Annotated in this window: 25 protein-coding genes; 16 read left to right on the top strand and 9 right to left on the bottom strand. The window is 73.1% G+C overall.

The features are described 5' to 3' along the window. Window positions 1–132 precede the first annotated feature (132 nt). Window positions 133–894, top strand: a complete 762-nt coding sequence (locus PIR53_00820) for a TetR/AcrR family transcriptional regulator (protein WZH52559.1) — start codon at window positions 133–135, stop codon at window positions 892–894. Between the two features lie 10 nt (window positions 895–904). Here PIR53_00820 and PIR53_00815 read toward each other — a convergent pair whose 3' ends face one another. From PIR53_00815 to PIR53_00800, 4 genes are all read right to left on the bottom strand, one after another. Continuing rightward, entirely contained in the window at window positions 905–1924 is a 1020-nt protein-coding gene (locus PIR53_00815; protein ID WZH52558.1) for a DUF3048 domain-containing protein, read from the bottom strand. Window positions 1925–2030: 106 nt separating this feature from the next. Further along, a complete protein-coding gene (fabG, locus tag PIR53_00810; GenBank protein ID WZH52557.1) occupies window positions 2031–2798 on the bottom strand; it encodes a 3-oxoacyl-ACP reductase FabG in 768 nt (255 codons plus the stop codon). A gap of 10 nt (window positions 2799–2808) precedes the next feature. Continuing rightward, complete coding sequence (locus tag PIR53_00805; GenBank protein WZH52556.1) at window positions 2809–3240, bottom strand: HIT family protein; 432 nt, start codon at window positions 3238–3240, stop codon at window positions 2809–2811. Continuing rightward, window positions 3237–4853 carry a M15 family metallopeptidase gene (locus tag PIR53_00800; GenBank protein WZH52555.1) on the bottom strand — a complete coding sequence of 539 codons (1617 nt, stop codon included), beginning with the start codon at window positions 4851–4853 and terminating at the stop codon, window positions 3237–3239. The genes PIR53_00805 and PIR53_00800 overlap by 4 nt, the downstream gene beginning before the upstream one ends. 83 nt (window positions 4854–4936) lie before the next feature. On the opposite strand from PIR53_00800, the gene PIR53_00795 reads away from it, so the two are divergent. Further along, on the top strand, window positions 4937–5641 hold the full coding sequence (locus PIR53_00795) for a GNAT family N-acetyltransferase (GenBank protein ID WZH52554.1): 705 nt from the start codon (window positions 4937–4939) through the stop codon (window positions 5639–5641). 21 nt (window positions 5642–5662) lie between these two features. Here the strand turns inward: PIR53_00795 and PIR53_00790 are convergent, their stop codons facing one another. The 3 genes from PIR53_00790 to PIR53_00780 form a co-directional block, all read right to left on the bottom strand. Next, entirely contained in the window at window positions 5663–7009 is a 1347-nt protein-coding gene (locus PIR53_00790; GenBank protein ID WZH52553.1) for a hypothetical protein, read from the bottom strand. 143 nt (window positions 7010–7152) lie between these two features. Next, window positions 7153–7866, bottom strand: coding sequence for a response regulator (locus PIR53_00785; GenBank protein WZH52552.1), 714 nt, complete (start codon window positions 7864–7866; stop codon window positions 7153–7155). Continuing rightward, on the bottom strand, window positions 7859–9535 hold the full coding sequence (locus PIR53_00780; protein ID WZH52551.1) for an ATP-binding protein: 1677 nt from the start codon (window positions 9533–9535) through the stop codon (window positions 7859–7861). The genes PIR53_00785 and PIR53_00780 overlap by 8 nt, the downstream gene beginning before the upstream one ends. Window positions 9536–9599: 64 nt before the next feature. Between PIR53_00780 and PIR53_00775 the strand changes: the two genes are divergently transcribed. The 12 genes from PIR53_00775 (at window position 9600) to PIR53_00720 (ending at window position 19791) form a co-directional block, all read left to right on the top strand. Then, entirely contained in the window at window positions 9600–10616 is a 1017-nt protein-coding gene (locus PIR53_00775; protein WZH52550.1) for a tripartite tricarboxylate transporter substrate binding protein, read from the top strand. Window positions 10617–10665: 49 nt separating this feature from the next. After that, complete coding sequence (locus PIR53_00770; protein WZH52549.1) at window positions 10666–11229, top strand: tripartite tricarboxylate transporter TctB family protein; 564 nt, start codon at window positions 10666–10668, stop codon at window positions 11227–11229. Window positions 11230–11239: 10 nt separating this feature from the next. Next, window positions 11240–12790, top strand: coding sequence for a tripartite tricarboxylate transporter permease (locus PIR53_00765; GenBank protein ID WZH52548.1), 1551 nt, complete (start codon window positions 11240–11242; stop codon window positions 12788–12790). After that, window positions 12787–13185 carry a universal stress protein gene (locus PIR53_00760; GenBank protein WZH52547.1) on the top strand — a complete coding sequence of 133 codons (399 nt, stop codon included), beginning with the start codon at window positions 12787–12789 and terminating at the stop codon, window positions 13183–13185. The genes PIR53_00765 and PIR53_00760 overlap by 4 nt, the downstream gene beginning before the upstream one ends. Window positions 13186–13354: 169 nt before the next feature. Then, window positions 13355–13747, top strand: a complete 393-nt coding sequence (locus PIR53_00755) for a universal stress protein (GenBank protein ID WZH52546.1) — start codon at window positions 13355–13357, stop codon at window positions 13745–13747. After that, complete coding sequence (locus PIR53_00750) at window positions 13744–14745, top strand: tripartite tricarboxylate transporter substrate-binding protein (protein ID WZH52545.1); 1002 nt, start codon at window positions 13744–13746, stop codon at window positions 14743–14745. The genes PIR53_00755 and PIR53_00750 overlap by 4 nt, the downstream gene beginning before the upstream one ends. Continuing rightward, window positions 14742–15251, top strand: a complete 510-nt coding sequence (locus PIR53_00745; protein WZH52544.1) for a tripartite tricarboxylate transporter TctB family protein — start codon at window positions 14742–14744, stop codon at window positions 15249–15251. Before PIR53_00750 ends, PIR53_00745 begins: the two co-directional genes overlap by 4 nt. A 3-nt stretch (window positions 15252–15254) precedes the next feature. Further along, window positions 15255–16814, top strand: a complete 1560-nt coding sequence (locus tag PIR53_00740) for a tripartite tricarboxylate transporter permease (protein ID WZH52543.1) — start codon at window positions 15255–15257, stop codon at window positions 16812–16814. Further along, window positions 16811–17266, top strand: a complete 456-nt coding sequence (locus PIR53_00735) for an SRPBCC family protein (protein ID WZH52542.1) — start codon at window positions 16811–16813, stop codon at window positions 17264–17266. The genes PIR53_00740 and PIR53_00735 overlap by 4 nt, the downstream gene beginning before the upstream one ends. Before the next feature lie 42 nt (window positions 17267–17308). Next, entirely contained in the window at window positions 17309–18043 is a 735-nt protein-coding gene (locus tag PIR53_00730; protein ID WZH52541.1) for a class I SAM-dependent methyltransferase, read from the top strand. 159 nt (window positions 18044–18202) lie between these two features. Further along, a complete protein-coding gene (locus PIR53_00725) occupies window positions 18203–18946 on the top strand; it encodes an SDR family NAD(P)-dependent oxidoreductase (GenBank protein WZH52540.1) in 744 nt (247 codons plus the stop codon). A gap of 59 nt (window positions 18947–19005) precedes the next feature. Beyond that, on the top strand, window positions 19006–19791 hold the full coding sequence (locus PIR53_00720; protein ID WZH52539.1) for a hypothetical protein: 786 nt from the start codon (window positions 19006–19008) through the stop codon (window positions 19789–19791). Window positions 19792–19905: 114 nt separating this feature from the next. Here PIR53_00720 and PIR53_00715 read toward each other — a convergent pair whose 3' ends face one another. Then, on the bottom strand, window positions 19906–20370 hold the full coding sequence (locus PIR53_00715) for a hypothetical protein (GenBank protein ID WZH52538.1): 465 nt from the start codon (window positions 20368–20370) through the stop codon (window positions 19906–19908). Then, window positions 20367–20555: a hypothetical protein gene (locus tag PIR53_00710; protein ID WZH52537.1), complete on the bottom strand. Its 189-nt coding sequence runs from the start codon at window positions 20553–20555 to the stop codon at window positions 20367–20369. Before PIR53_00710 ends, PIR53_00715 begins: the two co-directional genes overlap by 4 nt. A gap of 170 nt (window positions 20556–20725) precedes the next feature. Between PIR53_00710 and PIR53_00705 the strand changes: the two genes are divergently transcribed. Beyond that, window positions 20726–21097: a hypothetical protein gene (locus PIR53_00705; GenBank protein WZH52536.1), complete on the top strand. Its 372-nt coding sequence runs from the start codon at window positions 20726–20728 to the stop codon at window positions 21095–21097. 1 nt (window position 21098) lies between these two features. Next, window positions 21099–22187 (top strand): hypothetical protein, encoded by a 1089-nt coding sequence (locus tag PIR53_00700; protein WZH52535.1) that lies wholly within the window; start codon window positions 21099–21101, stop codon window positions 22185–22187. Window positions 22188–22192 lie beyond the last annotated feature (5 nt).

Below are 22192 nucleotides of genomic sequence, written 5' to 3'. Positions count from 1 at the left end.
CCCTCGGTACGTACTCACGGTACGTACTCCGAGTATGCGGAACCGGTTGCCCAGACCGAAGGCGGGAAACCCGTGACCTCCCCCACGTGGCGAGCGCCACCTCGTCGTGCGGCGTCCCTATGCTGGGCGGCGATGCCGAAGCCGTCCTCGAAAGCGACCGCCGCCTCCAAGCTCCTGCGGGGCGGGCTGCCCTCCGTGCCCGGGGCCGGTCGGCGCGCCCAGTTCTCCGCGGCGACCAAGCGCGCGCTCGTGGACGTCGCGGAGCGGCTCTTCACCGAGGACGGCTACACGGGCACCTCCCTCGACGCGATCGTGGCGGGCGCCGAGGTCACCAAGGGCGCGCTCTACCACCACTTCAACGGCAAGCGCGCGCTCTTCGAGGCGGTCTTCGAGCGCGTGGAGGGCGAGGCCGTCCGCGTGATCCAGGCGGCGATGAAGGCGCACCGCGACCCCTGGGACAAGGCCGTCGCCGGGCTCCGCGCCTTCGTCGACGTGGTGCAGCAGCCGGGCTACCGCCGCGTCGTCGTGCAGGAGGCCCCGGCGGTGCTCGGCCCCGAGGGGGTGCGCGAGCAGGAGGAGCGCTCCAGCCTCGCCGTCGTGCACGACCTCGTGGGCCAGCTCCTCGTGGACCGCGACCGCCCGGTCGACGCCGGCCTCGTGTCCACCTTCAGCCGCATCCTGTTCGGGGCGCTCGCCGCCGCCGGCGAGGTCGTCGCGGAGAGCGACGAGCCCACCGACGCCAGCCGCCGGGTGGAGATCGCCTTCGGCTACCTCATCAGCGGCATGCAGCTCCTCCGCGAGGCGGGCGTGGCCCTGCCGACGGCGGACGAGCTGGCCGAGCCCGCGACCGCCACGAGTGCCTCGAGCGCCGACGAGGACGAGCTGCGCGACTGAGCCCGGTCCCTCAGCCGATCTCGACGCTCCCCGTGTCGCTCGGCACCAGCTCGATCCACGTGCGTCCCGGCGGCACGGTGAGCACGGCCCCGTCGGCCGTCGTCAGCTCCACCGCGTCGGACGGGGACGCCTTGGTCCAGGTGGCGGCGACGGCACGGCCCCCGTGGAAGACCGTCGCGGAGCCGCTGCCCTCGAACACCGACTCGGGCACCGGGTTGCCGGCCGGGTCGAGGTAGCCCGCGTCGACGACGTCGACCTCGAGCGCCAGCACCGTGTCGGCGCTGAACCCGTCCCCGTCCGCGCTGAACGCGTCGTCGACGACGTACTGCTCCCCGTCGAGCTCCCAGGACGTGGTGTGGTCGGGCGAGAAGCGCACGTCGAACTCCGTGGCGGGCGTGCCCGCGGCGTACGCGTCGCTCTCGCCCCAGGCGAGGTAGTCGGCCGGCCGGTCCCCGTCGGCGGTGACCGTCGGCTCGATCGCGGTGAGGTCGGCGAACAGGTTGTAGGGCACGGAGCGGTCCGCGGCGCGGGAGAAGCCCGGCGCGCCCTCCTCCACGAACGGGATGCCCGCCTCGTCGATGCGCGCGATCGTGCGCTGCGCGGCGCCGCTGGTGACGATGGTGGTGCTGCCGTCCGACGGGACGATGCCGATGTCGGTGGCCCGCATCGAGCGGACGGGCCCGACCTCGTCGGGGTAGGCCGACTGGAAGAAGGCCGCGAGCCGCGTGGAGCCGCCCTCGACGAGCTCCTCGACGACGAGGTCCGCCTGGCCGAGCCCCTCCTGGGGCGCCGCACGGGAGGTGTTGTCGATCTTGACCACCAGCACCGGCCGCGCGGCGTCGCCGCCGGCCAGCGGGGTGCCGAGGTAGGGCCACGTCGTGGCCGCGGCGGACGTCGTCGCGCTCGCCGCGGGTTCCTCGGTCTCGGGCGCCGCGGAGTCGAACTCCGACGAGCACCCACCCAGCAGCAGTCCCGTCACCGCGGCCGCTGCGAACCCCGTCCGCACCCGACCCGCCCTCGTCCCACGCATCCGCCCGCTCCTCACCGTCCGGTCATCGGCGGAGTCTGCCGATGCGCGGGGGCGGGGCGGTGGAGGCGCGCGGGACGAGGGCGCCGGTCGGGCGGGACCGAACGGGTCAGACGAGCGTCGAGCCGCCGTCGACGTACAGCGTCTGGCCGGTGATGTAGGACGCCTCGTCGCTGGCGAGGAAGGCCACCGCCGCGGCGATGTCCTCCGGGAAGCCGACCCGCTTGACGGGGTTGTGCTCCGCCGCGGCGGCCCGGAAGTCCTCGACGCTCATCTTCACGCGGGCGGCCGTCGCGTCGGTCATCTCGGTGGCGATGAAGCCGGGGGCCACCGCGTTGACGTTGATGCCGAAGCGGCCCAGCTCGATGCCGAGGGTGCGCACGAATCCCTGCACGCCCATCTTGGCCGCGGAGTAGTTGGCCTGGCCGCGGTTGCCGAGCGCGGAGACGCTGGAGAGGCAGACGACCTTGCCGTACTTCTGCTCGGTGAAGTGCTTCTGCGCCGCCTGCGTCATGAGGAACGCGCCCTTGAGGTGCACGCCCATGACGATGTCCCAGTCGGCCTCGGTCATCTTGTGGAGCAGGTTGTCGCGCGTGACGCCCGCGTTGTTGACCAGGATGTGGATCCCGCCCAGCTCGGTGACGACGCGCTCGACGGCGGCGTCCACCGACGCCTTGTCGCTCACGTCGGCGCCGATGCCGATCGCCTTCGCGCCGTCGGCGAGCTCGAGGCGGCCCGCGGCGTCCGCCGCCGAGGCCTCGTCGAGGTCGAGGATCGCCACGGAGGCGCCCTCGCTCGCGAACCGCTGGGCGGTGCCGAAGCCGATGCCTCGCGCCGCGCCCGTGATGACTGCTACTCGTCCGTCGAATCGACCCATGCGGCACACCCTACCGATCGCTCGGACGGTCGTCGGCGAGGGCCACGCGGAGACGTTCGGCGTACGCCGCGCGCTCGCCCGCGGCGTACTTCGTGCGGGGCCAGAAGAAGCCCCGCAGACCGTCGCCCCTGGTGCGCGGGACGACGTGGAGGTGCAGGTGCGGGACCGACTGGCTGACCGTGTTGTTGACGGCCACGAACGAGCCCTGGGCGCCCAGTCCCGCGACGACCGCCCGGCAGAGACGCTGCGCGGTCGCGAGGAACGGGTCGCGCAGGTCGCTCGGCAGCTCGTCGAGCGTCACGACGTGGGTGCGTGGCACCAGCAGCACGTGGCCCTTGAACACCGGCCGCTGGTCGAGGAAGGCGACGAGCGCGTCGTCGGCGTGCACCACGTCGGCCTCGGTCGTGCCGGCGACGATGCCGCAGAAGACGCAGTCGCTCACGCGTCGAAGTGGTGCTTGTCGCTGAGCCCGTAGGTCCAGCGGATGCCGTAGCGCGCCAGCAGCTTCACCACCGTGTGGCCGGAGCTGCGCCACGCGACCTGCGGGTGCGACCGGCTGACCCACCACGTGTTGGGCACGACGCCGCGGGCCGAGTGGTAGGGGTTCTCCCACGGGTTGATGTCGATCGAGCGCCCGTAGGAGTGCGGGGAGCGCGTGCCCGGCTTTCCGACCACGTCGCGGCAGTTGAACGCCGAGGTGTTGTCGGCGGCCATCGACCGGTAGTCGTCGGCGCCGCGGACCGTCGAGCTGTAGCCGAACCAGTCGACGCGGATCATCAGGCGGATCGGGATCCCGGAGTTGTGCATCGCCGCGAACGCGTTCGCCGTGCGCGTCGCGACCGACTTGTGGACGACCATCTCGCCGCGGTAGCGGAAGCCGTCGAAGCCGATGTAGTTGACCCGCACGAGGCGGAGATCGGCGCGACCGACCGGGCAGCCGCTGCGCCAGCTGCGCCCCACCATGTGGTTCCAGATGTGGTTCGGGATGGTCAGCACCTGCGGGAACGCGCCCGCCACGGTCGCCCGCGCGGGCGTGAGCGCGCGGGTGTCGACCGACGGCTTGGGCGCGCCCGCGGGCAGCGCGACCGGGTTCGTGTAGGGCAGCACGCTCACGTAGCGGCTCGGGCTGGTGCCCTGGTAGATCCACTCCTCGGTGCGGAAGATCGCGCGGTACTTCGAGCCCTTGCGCGGGTAGACGTCGAGCCGCGCCTTGCCCTGCGCGTCGAGGGAGACCCGGGTGAGGACCTTCGTGCCGGAGCCGTCGTCGACCTGCACCTCGAGCTTGCCGGTCACGACGTTGCCCACCTCGTCGGTGACGGCCATCCACAGGCGGTAGGGGTGCTCGTCACGGACCGAGCTGCCCTTCACCTCGAGGTAGACGACCGCCTCCCGCATCTTCATCGTCACGGCACCCTCACCGGTCGACGCGCCGTAGGTGGCGTTGCCGGCGAACTGGACGCGCACCCGGTTGTCGATGCGCCACTTCGACATCTGGATCGTGGCGTAGGCGGTGCCGTCGCTGCCGGTGACGAGGTCGGGCAGGGGCATCCAGGTCTTGTAGCCGTAGCGCTGCGCCGTGAGCGGCACGCCCGCGACCGGCTGGCCGTTCGCGTCGGTCACCGCGATCCGGACGTCGACGAACTCCCCCCGGTACGACGCGGGTCCGGCCACCGCGATCGAGGTGGCGATCGTGTCCGCGGTCGGCTCGGCGTCGGGGTCCGCGTCCGGCGTCGTCGGCGGGGTCGTCGGCGTGCTCGGGCTCGTCGGCGTGCTCGGGCTCGTCGGCGTGCTCGGGGGCGCCGACGGCTCGCCGGTCGGCTCGGACGTCGTCGTGGCCGACGGCTCGCCCGTGGGCTCGTCGGCCGGCTCGCCCGTGGGCTCCGCGGCCGGGGCGGCGGGAGCCGCGGCAGCGGTCACGACGGGCGTGGCGGCGTACGTCGGCGCGGAGCCGAGCACGAAGGCGGCGAGGGAGACGCCCACCACCGCCCCGGTGGCGCCCCGCGCGACGGACGAGACGATGCGACGACTACCGAACCGGACGCCCGAGATCCTCATTGCAGCACCCTAGGGACTGCGCGGGCCCGCCACAACGGACGCGCGGGGCCGTCGCCCGATGGGATGACCCCTACCCTCGACCCGTGCTCGACAACGTCGCCTGGTCCGCCCTCACCGGCCCGCACGCCGACCGCGCCGTCGGCGCCGGCTCAGCGCGGCGGTACGCGGCCGACGTCGCCCCCTTCGCGGGGCTCGCCGACCCCGCGGACCCCGCGTGCTGGGCCGACCTCCGCGACCTCCTCGGCCCGGACGACGCGGCGGTCGTCACCGCGCCGCACGTCACCGTGCCCGAGGGGTGGCGACTGGTCGAGAGCGTGCCGGGCGTGCAGATGGTCGCCGAGCGTCCGCCGGCCGGAGGCCGCGACCTCCCGGGCCTCCGTCGGCTCCACGCCGACGACCCGGCGGACGTGGCGGCGATGCTCGACCTCACCCGTCGCACCCGGCCCGGACCGTTCTTCCCGCGCACGGCCACGCTGGGCACCTACCTGGGTGTCCACTCCCCCGACGGCGCGCTCGTCGCCTTGGCGGGCGAACGCATGCACCCCGCCGGCTGGACGGAGATCAGCGCGGTCTGCACGGACCCGGCGTGGCAGGGACGCGGGTACGCCGCGGGCCTCGTCGCCGCCGTCGCCGCCGGCATCACGGAGCGGGGCGAGCGGCCGATGCTGCACACCGTCGCCGCGAACGCCCGGGCGGTCGGGCTATACGAGCACCTCGGCTTCACGCTGCGCACCACCGTCGACTTCGTGCTCGTGACGCAGCCGGGGTCGTCGTTCACGTTGCCGTGAGCGACGACCCCCTGCCCTGGCTCAGCCGACCCGACCGAAGCCCACCGTCTGGTTGAGGGGCTTCCACGCCGTCTTGGTCACGGCGATCCCCACCGTGAGGGTCTTTCCCTTGGCCGCCGCCGGGACCTTGTAGGTCCGCGAGGTCGCCCCGGGGATCTTCTTGCCGTCGAGGAACCACTGGTAGTAGGTCTTCGCGCCCGAGGAGACCGCGGTCGGCGTGAGGGCCGGACCCGACACCGCGACGGTGCTGCCGACCCGCGCCGTACCGGACTTCGTCGCCGGCGCCTTGACCCACCCGGCCGGGACCGAGCGCTGCCCGACCACGCCGAAGTCGAACGAACCGTTCCGCGGCAGGTAGCCGGGGGCGGTGATCTGGAGACCGAGGGTCAGCCGGCGACCGACGGTCGAGACCGGCGGGACGTAGGTGTCGGTCGTGGCGCCCGGGATCTTCTTCCCGTCGAGGAACCACTGGTAGTGAGGGCGCGCCCCGTTGCTCTCGCCCGTCTCGGTGAAGTTGACGCGGGTGACCGCTGCTCCGTAACCGGCCGTCGCCGGTCCAGACTTCTGCCCGGCATGATGCACGAAACTGGCCGGGACGGGCTGCGTCGCCGGCGGGGTGATCGCGCGGAAGGGCTCCCACGCGAAGACGACGGGCGCACGTCCTGCCCGCTGTGCACGCACCGAGATCCAGACGTAGCCGCCACCCAGGTTGTGCGGCACCGAGAGCTGAGTGGCCGGCATGGATCCGCTGCTCACGTAGCGGCTGGCAACCGGGTTCCGTGCCTCGTCCGCAGCGCCGAAGTTCGTCGTGGGCGAGTACCGCACCAGCGTGAGGAAGGACGTGCCGGGCTCGAACTCGCCCTCGAAGCGGAGGTCGACGAGACCCGTCGGCAGCGTCCCTCCCTCGACCCGCTGGCCGCCGCTCTCGACCCACGCGTCGACCGGAGCGCCGACCTCGTTGAACGTGAACGACTGCGAAGCGGTCTCCGTGATCCGACCGCGGTCGTTGTACTCCACCACCGTGAACGCGTACGTGACGCCGTTCTGGAACCCGCTGTCGGCGTCACCACAGTCCACGTAGAAGAAGCCGCCGTCGTAGTCCGCCTCCAGGTAGACGTCCACGTCCACCTCGGGAGAGATCTCGACGTCGTAGTCGTAGCCGCGCGTGGGGTCCGTGAAGTCGATCTCCACGCCGCAGTTCAGCGGCACGTACGGGGACGGCGACTCCGCGTACGCCGGGGCGTAGGTGATCGTGTCGATCATGAGCCCGGCGGCGGCCTGGGCCGGCGCGACGGCGCCGAGACCGCTGAGCAGGAGCGTGCCGGCCGCGGTGGCGGCGACGGCCCCGAGCCTCGTGGTGGTGCGCATGGAGATCCTCGTTCCCTGACGTGACGAGGGTCCGGAGCAGAGCACTCCGGACCCGGCCGAGGACGCTAGCCGCGGGAGCGCCGGGGCGCGCGCGCATTGGCGGAACACGTCTCAGCGGACCAGGCCAGTCCGCTTCGAGTGGCTCAGTCCTCGCGCCGGTAGAGCCGCACGGGGCGGCCCGTGCCGCCGTACTGCAACCGCGCCGTGAGCCGGCCCGTCTCGACGAAGTGCTCGAGGTAGCGCCGGGCGCTGACGCGGGAGACGCCGATCCGGTCGGCGACGTCGCTGGCGGACAGCTCCTCGCCGCCGGCGAGGGCCGACGCCACGGCACCGGCGGTCTCGACGGAGAGCCCCTTCGGCAGGGCGACCCGGGCGCCGGGGGCAGGGGCGAAGACGGCATCGATGGCGTCCTGCGTCGCGCGCGCGGCCGACGCCTCGTCGGTGTCGATCGCCGCGAGCGCGGCGCGGCTGCGGCGGAAGCCCTCCAACCGCGCCTCGAGGTCGCTGCGCTCGAACGGCTTGACGAGGTAGTGCGCCGCACCGGCCGCGGCCGCCGCCCGGACGGTCTCGGCCTCGCGCGCCGCGGTCACCATGATGACGCCGACCTCGTTGCCCGCGCCGCGGAGGCGGCGCAGCACGTCGATGCCGGAGGCGTCGGGCAGGTGCACGTCGAGCAGCACGAGGTCGGGCTGCAGCCGGTCGATCTCCTCGAGCGCGGCCCGCGCGGTGGCGGCGACACCGACCGGGGTGAAGCCGGGGGCGCGCTCGACGAAGCGGGTGTGGATGGAGGCGACCATGAAGTCGTCGTCGACGACGAGCACCCGCAGGTCCGGGCCGTTGTCGGGGCGGTCAGGCACGGGCGCCGTCCTCGACGTCGGGGTGCGGGCGGCCGGGCATGCGAGCAGTGAACACCGCACCACCCCCCGGACGCGACCCGACCGACACCTCCCCGCCCCGACGCTGGCAGACCTGGCGCACGAGCGCGAGGCCGATGCCCCGTCCGCCGATCCCGCCGGGCTTGGTGGACCACCCCCGGTCGAAGATCCGCGCGTGGTCCGCCGGGGCGATCCCCGCGCCGGTGTCGCCGACCTCGACCCAGGCCGCTCCCGCGTCGTACCGGAGCCGCACCTCGACGACGTCCTCCCGGCGGGACGCCGCGTCGGTCGCGCGCGCTGCGACGACGGCGTCGACGGCGTTGTCGACGAGGTTGCCCAGGACCGTGGCGACGTCGGCGGCGAGGTCGGGGTCGAGGCGGGGCAGGGGGCCGGCGCCGTCGGTGTCGACCACCTCGATGGGCAGCCCGCGCTCGGCCGCGACGCTCACCTTCGCGACGAGGAGCGCGGCGACCTGGGGGTCCTCGACCCGGGCGCGCACGCCGTCGCTGATCTCCGCCTGGCGCCGCACGATGGTGCCGATCGCGGCCGAGGCCTCGTCGTACTCCTCCAGCTGCAGCAGGCCCGAGATCGTGTGGAGCCGGTTGGAGAACTCGTGCGTCTGCGCGCGGAGCGTCTCCGTCACCGACTCGCGCTCGCGCAGCTCGCTGCGGAGCGCGAGGAGCTCGGTGTGGTCGCGGAGCGTGACGACCACCCCACCGGTCGCGCCGGGCCCGCGCACGCGCCGGCGGTTGACGACGAGCACGCGCCCGCCGACCACGAGCAGGGCGTCGACGACCTCGTCCTCGGGCTCGTCCGCGGTGAGCAGCTCGGCCACCTCGGGCGGCAGGTCGAGGTCGGCGAGCCGGTCGTCGGGACCGACCTCCGCCAGCCCCAGCAGCGCACGGGCGGTGTCGTTGACGACGGTCACCCGGCCGTCGGCGGCGACCCCCACCAGGCCCTCGCGGAGCGAGTGCAGGAGCGCCTCCCGCTGGTCGGCGAGGGCGGAGATCTCGGCGGGCTCCATCCCGCGGGTACGCCGCTTGATCAGCCGCGACAGCACGAACGAGCCGACCCCGCCGAGGGCGAGGCCGAGGCCGAGGAACACGAGGAGGTCGGGCACGGAGCGCTCGACGAGCTCGGACCACGAGGGATAGGTCTCCGCCACCATGACGATGCCGACGAGCGCGCCGTCGTCCCCGAGCACCGGCACGAGCGCCGCGAGGGAGTGCCGGTCGCGCTCGTCGACGTCCCCCGTCCAGACCCGGCCCCGGAGGATCGAGCCGTCGCCGAGGTCGATCCGCTCGTCCACGAGCGTCGGGTCGGGCCCGATGACCTGCCGGCCGTCCGCGTCGGTCAGGTAGACCGCGTCGGCCCCGAGGCGGTTCTGCACCTCCGTGGCGTAGGACGCGAGCGCCTCCGTCGCCGGGTACCGGCGTTGCAGCTCGTCACGCACGACCGCCGTGTTGGCGAGGCTCTCGGCGGCCTGCCGCAGGCGGCTGCCGCGCTCGTCGCGGAACGAGGTCTCGGTCTGCTGCAGCGTCACGAACCCCGCGACCCCCAGCACCATCACGAGCACGCTGAGCTGCAGCACGAGGAACTGCCCCGCGAGGGTGAGACGGGGCCGGCGCGCACCGGCCGCGGGTGACCACAAGTTCCGAAACCTCCGTTACGCGCCTAAGCGTGACGCCGACCACAAGCGGGGTGACGATCACCACATGAAGCAGCCATTCTCCCGTACGTCGCGGCTCACCCGCATCACCGGCGCGACCGTCGCCGGCGTGATGGTCGCGGCGCTGGCGAGCGCCTGCGGGGTCACCCGCGGTGGCTCCGGGGACGACTACACGGTCTACATCCCGAACAGCCCCGGTGGAGGTTACGACCAGACCGGGCGGGCCGCCGTGGCGGCCATGGAGCGCAACACCCTCACCGAGGGCGACTTCGAGATCAACAACATCATCGGTGCGGGCGGCTCCGTGGCCATGTCCCGGCTCATGAACGCCGAGGGCGACGAGCACCTGATGATGTACATGGGTCTCGGCGTCGTCGGTTCGCTCTACTCCAACGGCAACGACGTCCGCCCCCAGGACGCGACGCCCATCGCCAAGCTGATCGAGGACCAGGAGGGCGTGCTCGTTCCCGCGAGCTCGCCCTACGCGACCTTCGACGACTTCATCGAGGCCTGGCGCGCGGACCCCGGTTCGATCGTGGTCGGCGGCGGCTCGTCCGTCGGCGGTCCCGACCACCTCTTCCCGATGCTGCTGGCCCAGGCGGCGGGGATCGACCCCAAGGACGTCCGCTACGTCGTCTACGACGGCGGCGGCCCCCTGACCTCCGCCCTGCTGGGCGACAAGATCCAGGTCGGGTTCTCGGGCCTCGGCGAGTTCGAGGGCCAGATCGCCTCGGGCGACCTGCGCGCGCTGGCCGTCTCCGGCGAGGAGCGTCTCGCCAACGACGTCCTCTCCGACGTGCCGACCGTGAGCGAGTCCGGCGTCGACCTCGTCTTCAACAACTGGCGCGGCGTGCTCGCCCCGCCCGGCATCTCGGACGAGGCCCGCGACCGCCTCATCGAGCTCGTCGTCGAGATGCACGGGACCGACGAGTGGCAGCAGGCGATGGCCGACAACGGCTGGATCGACGCGCTGCAGACCGGCGACGAGTTCGAGGAGTTCCTGGTCGAGGAGGACGCCCGCGTGGCCGACACCCTCGACGAGCTCGGGCTGAACCTGTCGTGACCCCCACCCCGCACTCCCCTGCTGACGCCCTCGGAGGAACGAGCCCGCGATGACCACCACCCCCACCGAGCCGGCCCGACCGGCCGCCCCCACCGCCCCCGCGGTCGAGGGCACCCCTCCGCCCGCTCCCGAGCGCGAGCGCGACCTCGCGCAGCTCGGCCTGGCCGCGGCGCTCGTCGTCGTCGGCGCCTACACCGTGTACGACGCCTCCACCCTCGTCGTCGGGTTCGCCGACCCCGTCGGGCCCAAGGCGTTCCCGTACGTCATCGGTTCGGTGCTCGCCGGCCTCGGGGTCCTGCTCGGCCTCGCGGCCCTGCGCGGCGACGTACCGTCCCCGGAGGACGGCGAGGACGTTGACCTCTCGCAGCGCTCCGACTGGCTGACCGTCGCGAAGCTCGTCGGCGTGCTCGTGCTCACCATCGCGACCGTCGACTGGCTCGGCTGGGCCATCTCGGGCGCGATCCTCTTCGCCGGCGCCACCTGGTCGCTCGGCTCGCGCACCTACGTGCGCGACCTCCTCATCGGCGCCGTCCTCGCGGTCGGCAGCTGGTACGGCTTCTACGTCGGTCTCGGCATCCCGCTCACGCCGGGTGTCCTCGACGGGATCCTCTGAAAGGCGCGTCATGGACTCCCTGTCACTCCTCGCGGACGGCCTCGCCACGGCCATCACGCCCGAGAACCTCATGTGGGCCGCGATCGGCGTGCTGCTCGGCACGTTCGTCGGTGTGCTCCCCGGCATCGGCCCCGCCATGGCGGTCGCCCTGCTGCTCCCCGTCACCTTCGGCCTCGAGCCGACCCAGGCCTTCATCATGTTCGCCGGCATCTACTACGGCGGCATGTACGGCGGCTCCACCACCTCGATCCTGCTCAACACCCCCGGTGAGTCCGCCTCGGTGATGACGGCGCTCGAGGGCAACAAGATGGCGAAGAAGGGACGGGCCGCGCAGGCGCTCGCGACCGCCGCCATCGGCTCCTTCATCGCCGGCACGATCGGCACGATGCTGGTCGTGTTCTTCGCCCCCGCGCTCGCCGGGGTGGCCGTGAAGATCGGCGCCCCGTCCTACCTGGCGATCATGCTCATGGCGATGGTGCTCGTCACCAGCGTCCTCGGCTCCTCGCGGCTGCGCGGCTTCATCGCCCTCTTCATCGGCCTGACGATCGGGCTCGTCGGCCTCGACATGAACACGGGCCAGCCGCGCCTGTCCTTCGACCAGCCGCTGCTGGCGGACCGGCTCGACATCGTCGTCGTCGCGGTCGGCATCTTCGCCCTCGGCGAGGCCCTCTGGGTCGCCGCCCACCTGCGCCGCCGTCCCCTCTCGGTGATCCCCGTGGGTCGTCCCTGGATGGGCCGCGACGACTGGGGCCGCTCCTGGAAGCCGTGGCTGCGCGGCACCGCCCTCGGCTTCCCGTTCGGCGCCGTGCCGGCGGGTGGCGCGGAGACGCCCACCTTCCTCTCGTACGTGCTGGAGAAGCGCCTCGCGAAGAAGGGCCACGAGTTCGGCAGCGGCGCCATCGAGGGCGTCGCCGGACCGGAGGCCGCCAACAACGCCTCGGCCGCGGGCACGTTCGTGCCGCTGCTGGCGCTCGGTCTGCCGGTCACCGCGACCGCGACGATCATGCTGGCGGCGCTGCAGGGCTACGGCATCCAGCCCGGCCCGCAGCTCATGACGGAGCACCCCGACCTCGTGTGGACGCTGCTCGCCAGCCTGCTCATCGGCAACACGCTGCTGCTCGTGCTCAACCTGCCGCTCGCGCCGCTGTGGGCGAAGCTGCTCCGGATCCCGCGCCCCTACCTCTACGCGGGCATCCTGTTCTTCGCCTCGCTGGGCGCCTACACGGCGAACCAGCAGCCGTTCGACCTGTTCCTGCTGCTCGTCTTCGGCCTGCTCGGCCTGGCGATGCGACGGTTCGGGCTGCCGGTGCTGCCCCTCATCCTCGGCGTGATCCTCGGACCGCTGATGGAGACCAAGATGCGCGAGGCGCTGGCGATCTCCGGCGGCGACCCCGCCGGGCTCGTCGACGAGCCCCTGGCGGTCGTGGTCTACGCCGTGATCGTGCTGCTCGTCGCGGTGCCCCTCGTGCTCGCCCGGGTGCGCCCGCGCCGTACCCCCACCGAGGCCGCGGTCAAGGCCCCCGCCGCCGACGAGACCGTCGAGAAGGAGAGCGTCCGATGACGTCCGAGACCGTGCTCATCGCCTACACGCCCGACGACTTCGGCCACGCCGCGCTGGAGCACGGCATCGTCGAGGCCCGGCGCCGCTCGGCGCGGATCGTGGCGGTCAACGCCACGCGCGGGGACGCGCTCGTCGACCAGCGGTTCGCCGACGACGGCGAGGTCACCGCGCTCGAGCGGGACCTGGCGGCGTCGGGCATCGACCACGAGGTGCACCGCGTCATGGCACCGGACGTCGCCGAGGCCGTGCTGGAGGCGGCCGAGAAGGCCGGCGCGACGGTGATCGTCGTCGGTCTGCGGCGCCGCTCCCCCGTCGGCAAGCTCGTGCTCGGCTCGGTCGCCCAGCGCGTGCTGCTCGGCGCCGACGTGCCGGTGCTGGCGGTGAAGCCCGCCTGACCCACCCCCTGACGTGGCCCCAGCGCAGCACTTCTCGCTGCGCTGGGGCCACGACGCGTCGCGGGGCGTGACCACAAGTTCCCTTTCGTCCGATACGTCGCCAAGGGTGACGGCGGACACGTCACCTGTGAGCGTCGACACGGTCAGCCGCACCCGACCAAGGAGAACGATGACCGTCGTCCTCGCCCACTCCCCCGCCCCGTCCGCCGACGCCGCCTTCCGCTCCGCGCTCGAGCAGGCCCGGATGCGGGGCACCGACCTCGTGGTCCTCAACGTGTCGTCGAACGACGCGCTCGCCGACCCGAAGCACGCTGCCGACGCGACGCTCGCGGGCTACGTGACCGAGGCGTCCGGCCTCGGCGTCGCAGCCCGGATCGAGCGCGTGCTGGCGTCCGACGCCGCCGACGCCGTGCTCGAGGCCGCCCGGGAGCACGCCGCCGAGCTGCTCGTCGTGGGCATCCGGCACCGCTCGCCGGTCGGCAAGCTGCTCATGGGCAGCACTGCACAGCGCATCGTCCTCGCGGCCGACTGCGACGTGCTCGCCGTCAAGGTGAAGCGGTGATCGGCGACCGCGGCCTGCTCGGGGCCGGGATCGGCCTCACGCTGGCCGTCACCACCGGGTTCTTCGCCGTGCAGGACGCCCGCGGCGGCGACGGCGACGCGCAGGCGCGCTCCGCGCTCACCATGATCGCTCCGGCGGCGGCGGGCGGTGGCTACGACCTCGCGGCGCGCGAGTACCAGCAGGCGGTCCGCACCGACGGCATCGTCGGCAACGTCCAGGTCGTCAACGTGCCAGGCGCCGGCGGGACGATCGGCCTCGGCCAGCTCGTCCGCTTCGAGGGCGACGCGACGACGCTCATGGTCACCGGCGCCGCCATGGTCGGCGGCGTGGAGATGGGCGGCGGCTCGGCCCGCCTCACCGACGTCACCCCGATCGCGCGCCTCGCCGACGACTACGAGGTGATCGCCGTGCCGACCGACTCCCCCTGGGCCACCCTCGACGACTTCGTGACGGACTGGCAGGAGGACCCGACCATCCCGATCGGCGGCGGGTCAGCCGGCTCGGTGGACCACCTCGTCGCCGGGCAGCTCGCCGCTGCGGCCGGTCTCGACCCGGCCGACCTCCACTACACGCCCCACGCGGGCGGCGGCGAGCTCACCCTCTCGCTGTTGTCCGAGGCGAGCGGCACGGTGCCGGTCGGCGTCAGCGGCTACAACGACTTCCGCGACCTCATCGACGGCGGACGGCTCCGGGCCCTCGCCGTCGTGGCCCCGGAACGCCTCGACGGCGTGGACGCGCCGACGGTGGCGGAGGAGGGCTACGACGGGGTCGACCTCGTCAACTGGCGCGGCGTCGTCGCCCCGCCGGGCATCTCCGACGCCGAGCGCGCGGAGCTGCTCGCCATCACCGAGGAGATGGTCGGCACCGAGTCGTGGGGCCAGGCGATCGAACGGAACCGCTGGGACGACAGCTTCAGCGGGCCCGAGGAGTTCGCCGAGTTCATCGCCGGCGAGGAGGTCCGCACGCGCGGCCTGCTGACCGACCTGGGGATCCTGTGAGCGCCCCGGTGGCGGCGGCTCCGCGCCGTACCGTGCTGAGCGGACGCGGCGAGCTCGTGCTCGCGCTCCTCCTGCTCGCCCTGGCGGGCGTGCTCCTCCACGGCAACCTCACGATGGACGTCGTCGGCGACGGCGGACTGCTCGGCCCGCAGGGCTTCGCGTGGCTGGTCATGGCCATCGCGATCGTCGTTGCGCTGCTGCTCGTGCGCGCGGCCTTCGCCAAGCCCGCGGAGCAGCGGGACCGTGAGGCCACCGCGAGCGCCGACACCAACTGGCGCGCGGTCGTGACGACCTTCGGCGGGCTGGCAGCGTTCACCGCGCTGCTCGAGACCGTCGGCTGGCTGGTCATGGCGACGGTGCTGTTCGCCACCGTCGCGACCGGCCTCGGCAACCGCGACCTCCTGCGCAGCGTGACGGTCGGGTTCATCCTCGCGTCGGTCGTGCAGATCACCTTCAGCGGCATGCTCGGTCTCGCGCTGCCGTCCGGCTTCCTCGGAAGGGGCTGACGAATGGACCAGCTCTCCAGCCTCGCCGGCGGCTTCGGCGACGTGCTCACCCCCATGAACCTGCTCTGGGTCGTCGTCGGGGCGTTCCTCGGCACCGCGGTCGGCGTCATGCCGGGTCTGGGCTCGGCGATGGCGGTCGCGCTGCTGCTGCCGATGACCTTCACGCTCGACCCGCTCGCGGCACTCATCATGTTCTCCGGCATCTACTTCGGCGGTCTCTTCGGCGACTCGACGGCCGGCATCCTCATGAACACGCCGGGCAACTCGACGGCGATCGCGACGACGTTCGAGGGCCACGCGATGGCCCGTGGTGGCCGGGCACCCCAGGCGCTCGCCACGTCCGCGATCGGCGCGTTCACGGGCTCGATCCTCGCCACGGTCCTCGTGGTGTTCTTCGCCCCGACGATGGCCGACCTGGCCACACGGTTCGGCCCGGGCGAGTACTTCGCCCTCGCGCTCTTCGCCTTCGTCGCCATCTCGACCGTCGTGTCCGAGTCGCCGCTCCGCGGCGTCGCCGCTCTGGTGTTCGGCCTCGCCCTCGCCCTCGTGGGCACCGACCAGTCGACCGGTACGGCGCGGTTCACCTTCGACGTCCCCGCCCTGTTCGACGGGATCAGCATCGTGGTCATCACCGTCGCGGTGCTCGCCGTCGGCGAGGTGCTCCACGTGGCGGGGCGGCACGGGCGCTCGGGTGGCACGGAGCTCATCCCGTCGCGGGGCCGCCCGTGGCTCTCGGGCCGGGAGTTCCGCCGGGCGCTGCCGGCGTGGCTCCGCGGCGCGAGCATCGGCGTGCCGTTCGGCATCATCCCGGCCGGCGGCGCCGAGGTGCCGACGTTCCTCTCCTACACGACCGAGAAGCAGCTCGACCGACGGAAGGACGAGCCGGAGTTCGGCACCGGCGCGATCGAGGGCGTCGCCGGACCGGAGGCCGCGGGCAACGCGACCGCGGGCTCCGCGATGGGCGCGCTCCTCGCCCTGGGCCTCCCCACCTCGGCGACGGCGGCGCTGCTGCTGGCGACCTTCCAGCAGTACGGCATGCAGCCCGGCCCGCTCCTCTTCGAGCGCAACGGCGAGATCGTGTGGGCCCTGCTGGCCGCGCTGTTCCTGGCGGCGATCGTGCTGCTGGTGCTCAACCTCCCGTTCGCGCCGCTGTGGGCGAAGCTGCTGATGCTCCCGCAGTCCTACCTCTACGCCGGGATCACCGTGTTCGCCAGTCTCGGCGTCTACGCGACGGGCGCCAGCCAGACCGACCTCGTGCTCATGTGCGCGCTCGGCCTGCTCGCGTTCGTGATGCGACGCAACGACGTGCCGCTCGCGCCGGTGCTCATCGCGGTGATCCTCGGCCCGCTGGCCGAGTACTCCCTGCGCGACGCCATGGGCAACTCCGGCAACGACCCGCTGACGCTGGTGAGCAGCCCCATCACGATCGGGCTCTACAGCCTGCTGGCGCTGGGCATCGCCTGGACGGTCTACCGCCGGCTGCGCCCCGGGCCCGCGACCGTGGCCGAGGCCCGGGAGCGGGAGGACGCCGACGCGACCGAGGGTGCAGACTCGCGGTCATGACGTCCTCCCGCACCTTCTCGGACTCGATCGTCGTCGCCGCCTCCCCCGAGGCGGTGTGGGACGTCGTCTCCGACGTCACCCGCACCGGCGAGTGGTCCCCGATCTGTCGCGCCTGCTGGTGGGACGAGGGCGACGGGCCGCGGGTCGGGGCGCACTTCACCGGCCGCAACGAGACGCCCGACCGCACGTGGGAGACCCGCTCGGAGGTGGTCGTCGCGGAGCCGGGCCGCGCGTTCGGGTGGGCCGTGAACGACAAGCGGGTGTTCTGGACCTACACGATCGAGCCCGTCGACGGAGGCTCGCGCCTGACCGAGTCGTGGGAGTTCACGCCGCGGGGGCAGGAGTTCGTGACCGCGAAGTTCGGACCCGAGGGCGTCGACCTGCGCGAGCAGATGGCGCGTGAGGGCATCCCGGTGACGCTGGCTGCGATCAAGCAGGTCGTCGAGCGCTAATCCGGTGGCCGCGCGCGCCCCGGGCTGCCAGGCTTCCCTGCCGTGACGGACCTCGAGAGCGTCTTCTGGCGCGCCCACGACGGCCTGCCCCGGGAGGCTCCCGGCTCCGAGGCCACGACGGCCCTGCTGCTCGGGCTCGTCGGGGACCTGCCTCCCTCGCCCCGCGTGCTCGACGTCGGCTGTGGCACCGGTCCCGCGAGCGTGCCGCTGGCCCGGCTGACGGGCGGGCACGTGACGGCCGTCGACCTGCACGAGCCGTTCCTCGCGGCGCTCCGCGAGCGGGCCGCGGCGGCGGGCGTCGCCGACCGGGTCACCCCGCTGCGCGCCTCGATGGACGCGCTCCCGCTGGAGGACGGCTCGGTCGACCTGGTGTGGGCGGAGGGGTCGGCGTACGTCGTGGGGGTCGACACCGCGCTCGCCTCCTGGCGGCGGCTGCTCGCGCCCGGTGGGGCCGTGGTGCTGACGGAGGCCGAGTGGCTGACCCCGGACCCCGCGCCGGGCGCGCGGGAGTTCTGGGCGGCCTACCCCGGGATGCGCACGACGGCGGCCAACGTGGCGGCGATGCAGGCGGCGGGATGGACGGTGCACGCGACGTACGTGCTGCCCGAGGGCGACTGGCAGGAGTACTACGGCCCGCTCGCCGCCCGCATCGAGCAGCTGCGCGGCCAGGGCGTCGCGGACGACCTGCTGGCGCAGGTGGGCGCGGAGATCGGTGTGCGGGCGGCGTACGGCGCGGACTACGGCTACACGGCCTACGTGCTGCGGCCACGGGGCTGAGGGCGGCCCGGCGGGCCTCGGGGAGAGAAAACGCGGACCGGAGGGCCCTCCGGATCGGCGTGTCGCGGGTCGGAGTCCGCGCGTTCTTCCTCCGTCGGCGCTGCCGGAGCGGGGCGGGCGCCCTGGTGTGCCGCCCTCGGATCGGGTCGACTTTGGGGCATGACCACCACCACCGCCGTCGTCACCGGGTCCACGAGCGGCATCGGCGCCGCCACCGCCCGCGCCCTCGCCGCCCAGGGGATGCACGTGCTCGTCACCGGGCGGGACGCTCGTCGCGGCGAGGCGCTCGTCGCCGAGATCGAGGGGACGGGTGGCACCGCCAGCTTCGTCGCCGGCGACCTCGCCGCTCCCCCGCCGGCCCTCCGCGAGCTCGCCGCTGCCTGGACGGAGACACTGGGCGGCCGGGTCGACGTGCTCGTGCACAACGCCGCCGTCTGTCCGGCAGTCGACACGGTCCAGCTGACCGACGACGACCTCGAGACCACGCTCGCCGTGAACCTCCGGGCGCCGCAGGTGCTCACCGCCGCGCTCGCGCCCGGGATGGCCGAGCGTGGGAGCGGGGCCATCGTCGTCATCGGGTCGTGGATGGCGACGGTCGGTCACGCGTTCGTGGGCTTCTACTCGGCGACCAAGGCGGCCGAGGCCCAGCTCGCGCGCAGCTGGGCGGCGGAGTTCGGACCGCGGGGCATCCGCGTCAACACGGTGTCTCCGGGCGCGACCCGTGCCGCGGTCGAGGACGCGGCCGACGACGTGATCGCGCGGATGACGGGAGGTACGCCGGCGCGTCGACCCGGCCGTCCCGAGGAGGTGGCCGCAGCCGTGGCGTGGCTGGTGTCCGACGCCGCGGCGTACGTGCACGGCGCAACGATCCCCGTCGACGGCGGGATCACGGCGACGCGGTGAGGCGTCGACCGGCTCGGGCTTCGCCCAGCGGGGTGGGGCGCCGTCCGTAATCTCGACGCATGGAGCGCACGCACACCGGCTCGAGGCCGCACCCCCGCCAGCGACGGCTCGCCAACGCGGTGCTGGCCGCCGCGGTGCTGCAGGTGGTCGCCCCGGTCGCGACGATCAACGGTCCGGGCGCGTCGCCCGGCAGCGGGGCCGGTGCGGAGCTGCTCATCACCCCCGTGGGCTGGGCGTTCTCGATCTGGGGCGTCATCTACACGCTGGCGATCGTGCAGGCGGTCTCGACCATGGTGAAGCGCGACCGCCGTGTGCCGCTGCGGTTGCAGGTCGACCAGATCGGGCTCTACCTGGGCGGCACCCTCTGGATCCTCATGGCCGCGCTCGACAGCAGCACGGCCACGTTCCTGGCGCTGGCCCTCATGTTCGGCTTCGCCGTCGACGGCGTGCTCACCCTGGCGCGCACCGGCCCCGAGCTCGCGCCCCCGGGCCACCGGACGCTGACGCGGATCGCCTTCGGCCTCTACGCCGGGTGGGTGTCCGCCGCGTTCTTCCTCAACCTCTCCACCGCCCTGGTGGGCTGGGGTGTCGTCGACGCCGGCGACGCCGGCTGGCAGCTCGTGGTCGTGGCCGCGGCGACGGTCACCCTCGTGACGCTGGTGCTGATCGGCCGACTCGCGGCGTACGTCGCGGCCGGCCTCTGGGCGCTCTTCGGCATCGCCGTGACGGGTCTGTCGGACGGGACCGACTCCGTGGTGGTCGCGGCGGCGGTCGCGGCCGTCGCGTTGCTCGTCGCGGCGGTCGTGGGGCTGCGGCGGGGTGGGGCGGTCGGGCGCCGGGCCTGACGCACCCGGTTCATCCCGCGGTCACCACGAGTGGAGGCCGCCTCGGCGTCCGGTCCGAGCCGAGGCTCGGCGCAAACCCGTTTCCTCAGACGCACCCGGTCAGGTCGCCGAGCCTCACGACTCATCGCCCTCGGTCGTGACGGTGCCGTCGGCGTGCATGGCCACGACGACCGACGGTGTGTGCAGGAACCACTCCGGCAGGTCGTCCGCGGCGTCGGTCAGCGCGGCGTCCTCCGGAGGCAGCGAGGTCAGCATCACTCCGGACTCGAGGACGAGCTTGACCAGCGAGCCGTCCAGCCGGGTCTCGACGACCCGGGTGCCCGAGAGCAGGTTGGCTGCCCTCCTCATCCGTTCCGGCGCGTCCTCCGACGTCGCGACCACGCGATCGCCGTCGCGGATCTCCCAAGCGCACCCGTAGAACCACAGGTGGTGGGCTCCGTAGTCGCGCCCATCGCCGGGACCGCGCGGCCCAGGCGGACCGATCTCCACTTGCAGGAACGAACCGATCCCGATGCGGCCGTCCCACGTGGGCTGGCCGACGAGCCGCGCCACAGCCGTGGCCAGGACGGCGGCGTTCACGGCTGTCCTGGACCCTCGCTCTTCGCGCGCCTCGACGCGCCGACGATCGCGAGGAACAGCGCGGCGCCGACGATCACGACGAGTGCCGCGACCCCCCGCGGCCCCGACGTCCCGAGGAGGTAGGCGACCAGTCCGATCACCACGATCGCGCACGCGTGCAGCGCGAGGCGAGCAGGTCGAGGCATGGGTCCTCCGAAGATGGGGTCGCGTCAGGTCCGTTGCCCCCCTAGTCAGCGCTCAGCCCCCCAGCATCCCAGCGCGGCGAACGACGACGCACCGCTCCCCGCCGCGTTTGTCGGGCCTCTCCCGGTGGAACCGTCGGTGACCTCGGCCACACCACACGGGGAGACCATCCATGTCCATCGAACTCCGGCTCGAACGCATCTACGGGGCCGCTCACGTCGACGTACCTGCGCACGCGCAGTTCATGAGCGAGCGGGGCGGCGCCATCGTCTCGGCCAGCTCCACGATCGTCGCCCAGGTCGGCAAGACCGGGCACCGGATCGGGACCGACATCGGGAACCTCGCCGAGGCGCTGGTCGTCAACATCGGCACCATCGTCACCACGATGAACGACTCGGCCGTCGCGCTGGACGAGATCGCCGACGACTTCGCCGCCACCGATGCGGAGGCGGCCGCCTTCTTCGCCCAGCACCAGGGATGGCTGGACTCGAAGGGGTACGGCGGCACTCCCTCCACCTCGCCGACCCCGGCCTGGGAGGACTGACGTGAGCTTCGCCGAGGAGTTCCGCGGGGTCTGCGCCGAGGTGGCCGAGCTCGTCTACCAGCTCAACGGCCTGGAGACCGCCTACGGCTACTTCGAGACGAGTGCGCAGGTGCACGCCGACGCCGTCGAGCACCCGGAGACCGACCTGGAGTCCCAGGTCTCCGACAGCGGCGCCGTCGTACCGACCGACTACCCGTTCAACCCGTCGTGGGCGCTCAACTACTCCTTCACGTCGGGCGGCAACACCACGACCTACGTCGCCTCCGAACAAATCCGGCTCGCCTTCGACAACGCCTGGTACCCGTCGGTCGGCGACCTCGTCAGCCACGCCGACCTGATCATCCGGCCCGACGTCCCCACGATGGTCCCGGCGTGCGAGTCGCTCGGCACGACCGCCCAGCAGCTCTACCAGTTCACCCGGCAGTACGAGGTCGGCAGCGACAGCTCCATGCCGGGCTTCGTCCAGCAGCTGCAGGCCTCGTGGGCCTCGCTCGCCGCCAGCGGGTTCTACGACTTCTACGAGGACCTCACCGACGTGGTCTACCGCTACTACGACGCGACCTTCCGCCAGGCCACCACGAGCGCCTGCGTCACGAACGCGATCGACCAGTTCCAACGCAACATCCTGGAGGCGGCCGAGAACACCCGGGACCTCGCCAAGGACGTGCTCCGCGCCTGGCAGCAGCACGACCGCCCCGTCGAGATCCAGGACGTCGACACCGTGGACGAGAAGGCGCTCGAGATCCTCGACGGCGTCAGCCTCGCGACCGGCGTGATCGCCGCGGTCCCCGGGCCCCACTCCGGCGTCGCGGGTGGCGCCAGCCTCGTCACCGACATCATGGGGTTCGTCGCCACCGAGGTGCTCAACAAGCGGGCGGTCGAGCTGCCCACCGGCGCCAAGATCCACGACAACCTCGCGGACGCCCTGGCCGAGGCCCAGACCCAGATGCTCGACGCGCTCGACGCCATCCGGACAGGAGGCACCGGGAGCAGCGACGGTCCTGCCGACGTCGGCGACATCCCCTTCCACCAGTTCGTCTCGGACTCGGAGAACAACGCCGGCTGGCGACCGCCGGCGGTGGAGTTCTGAGCGCG

The sequence above is a fragment of the Nocardioides alkalitolerans genome (assembly GCA_038184435.1).
GTDB lineage: Bacteria > Actinomycetota > Actinomycetes > Propionibacteriales > Nocardioidaceae > Nocardioides > Nocardioides alkalitolerans_A.
The sequence above is the reverse complement of the archived record's forward strand: the minus strand, read 5'-3'. Positions and strand labels throughout refer to the sequence as shown.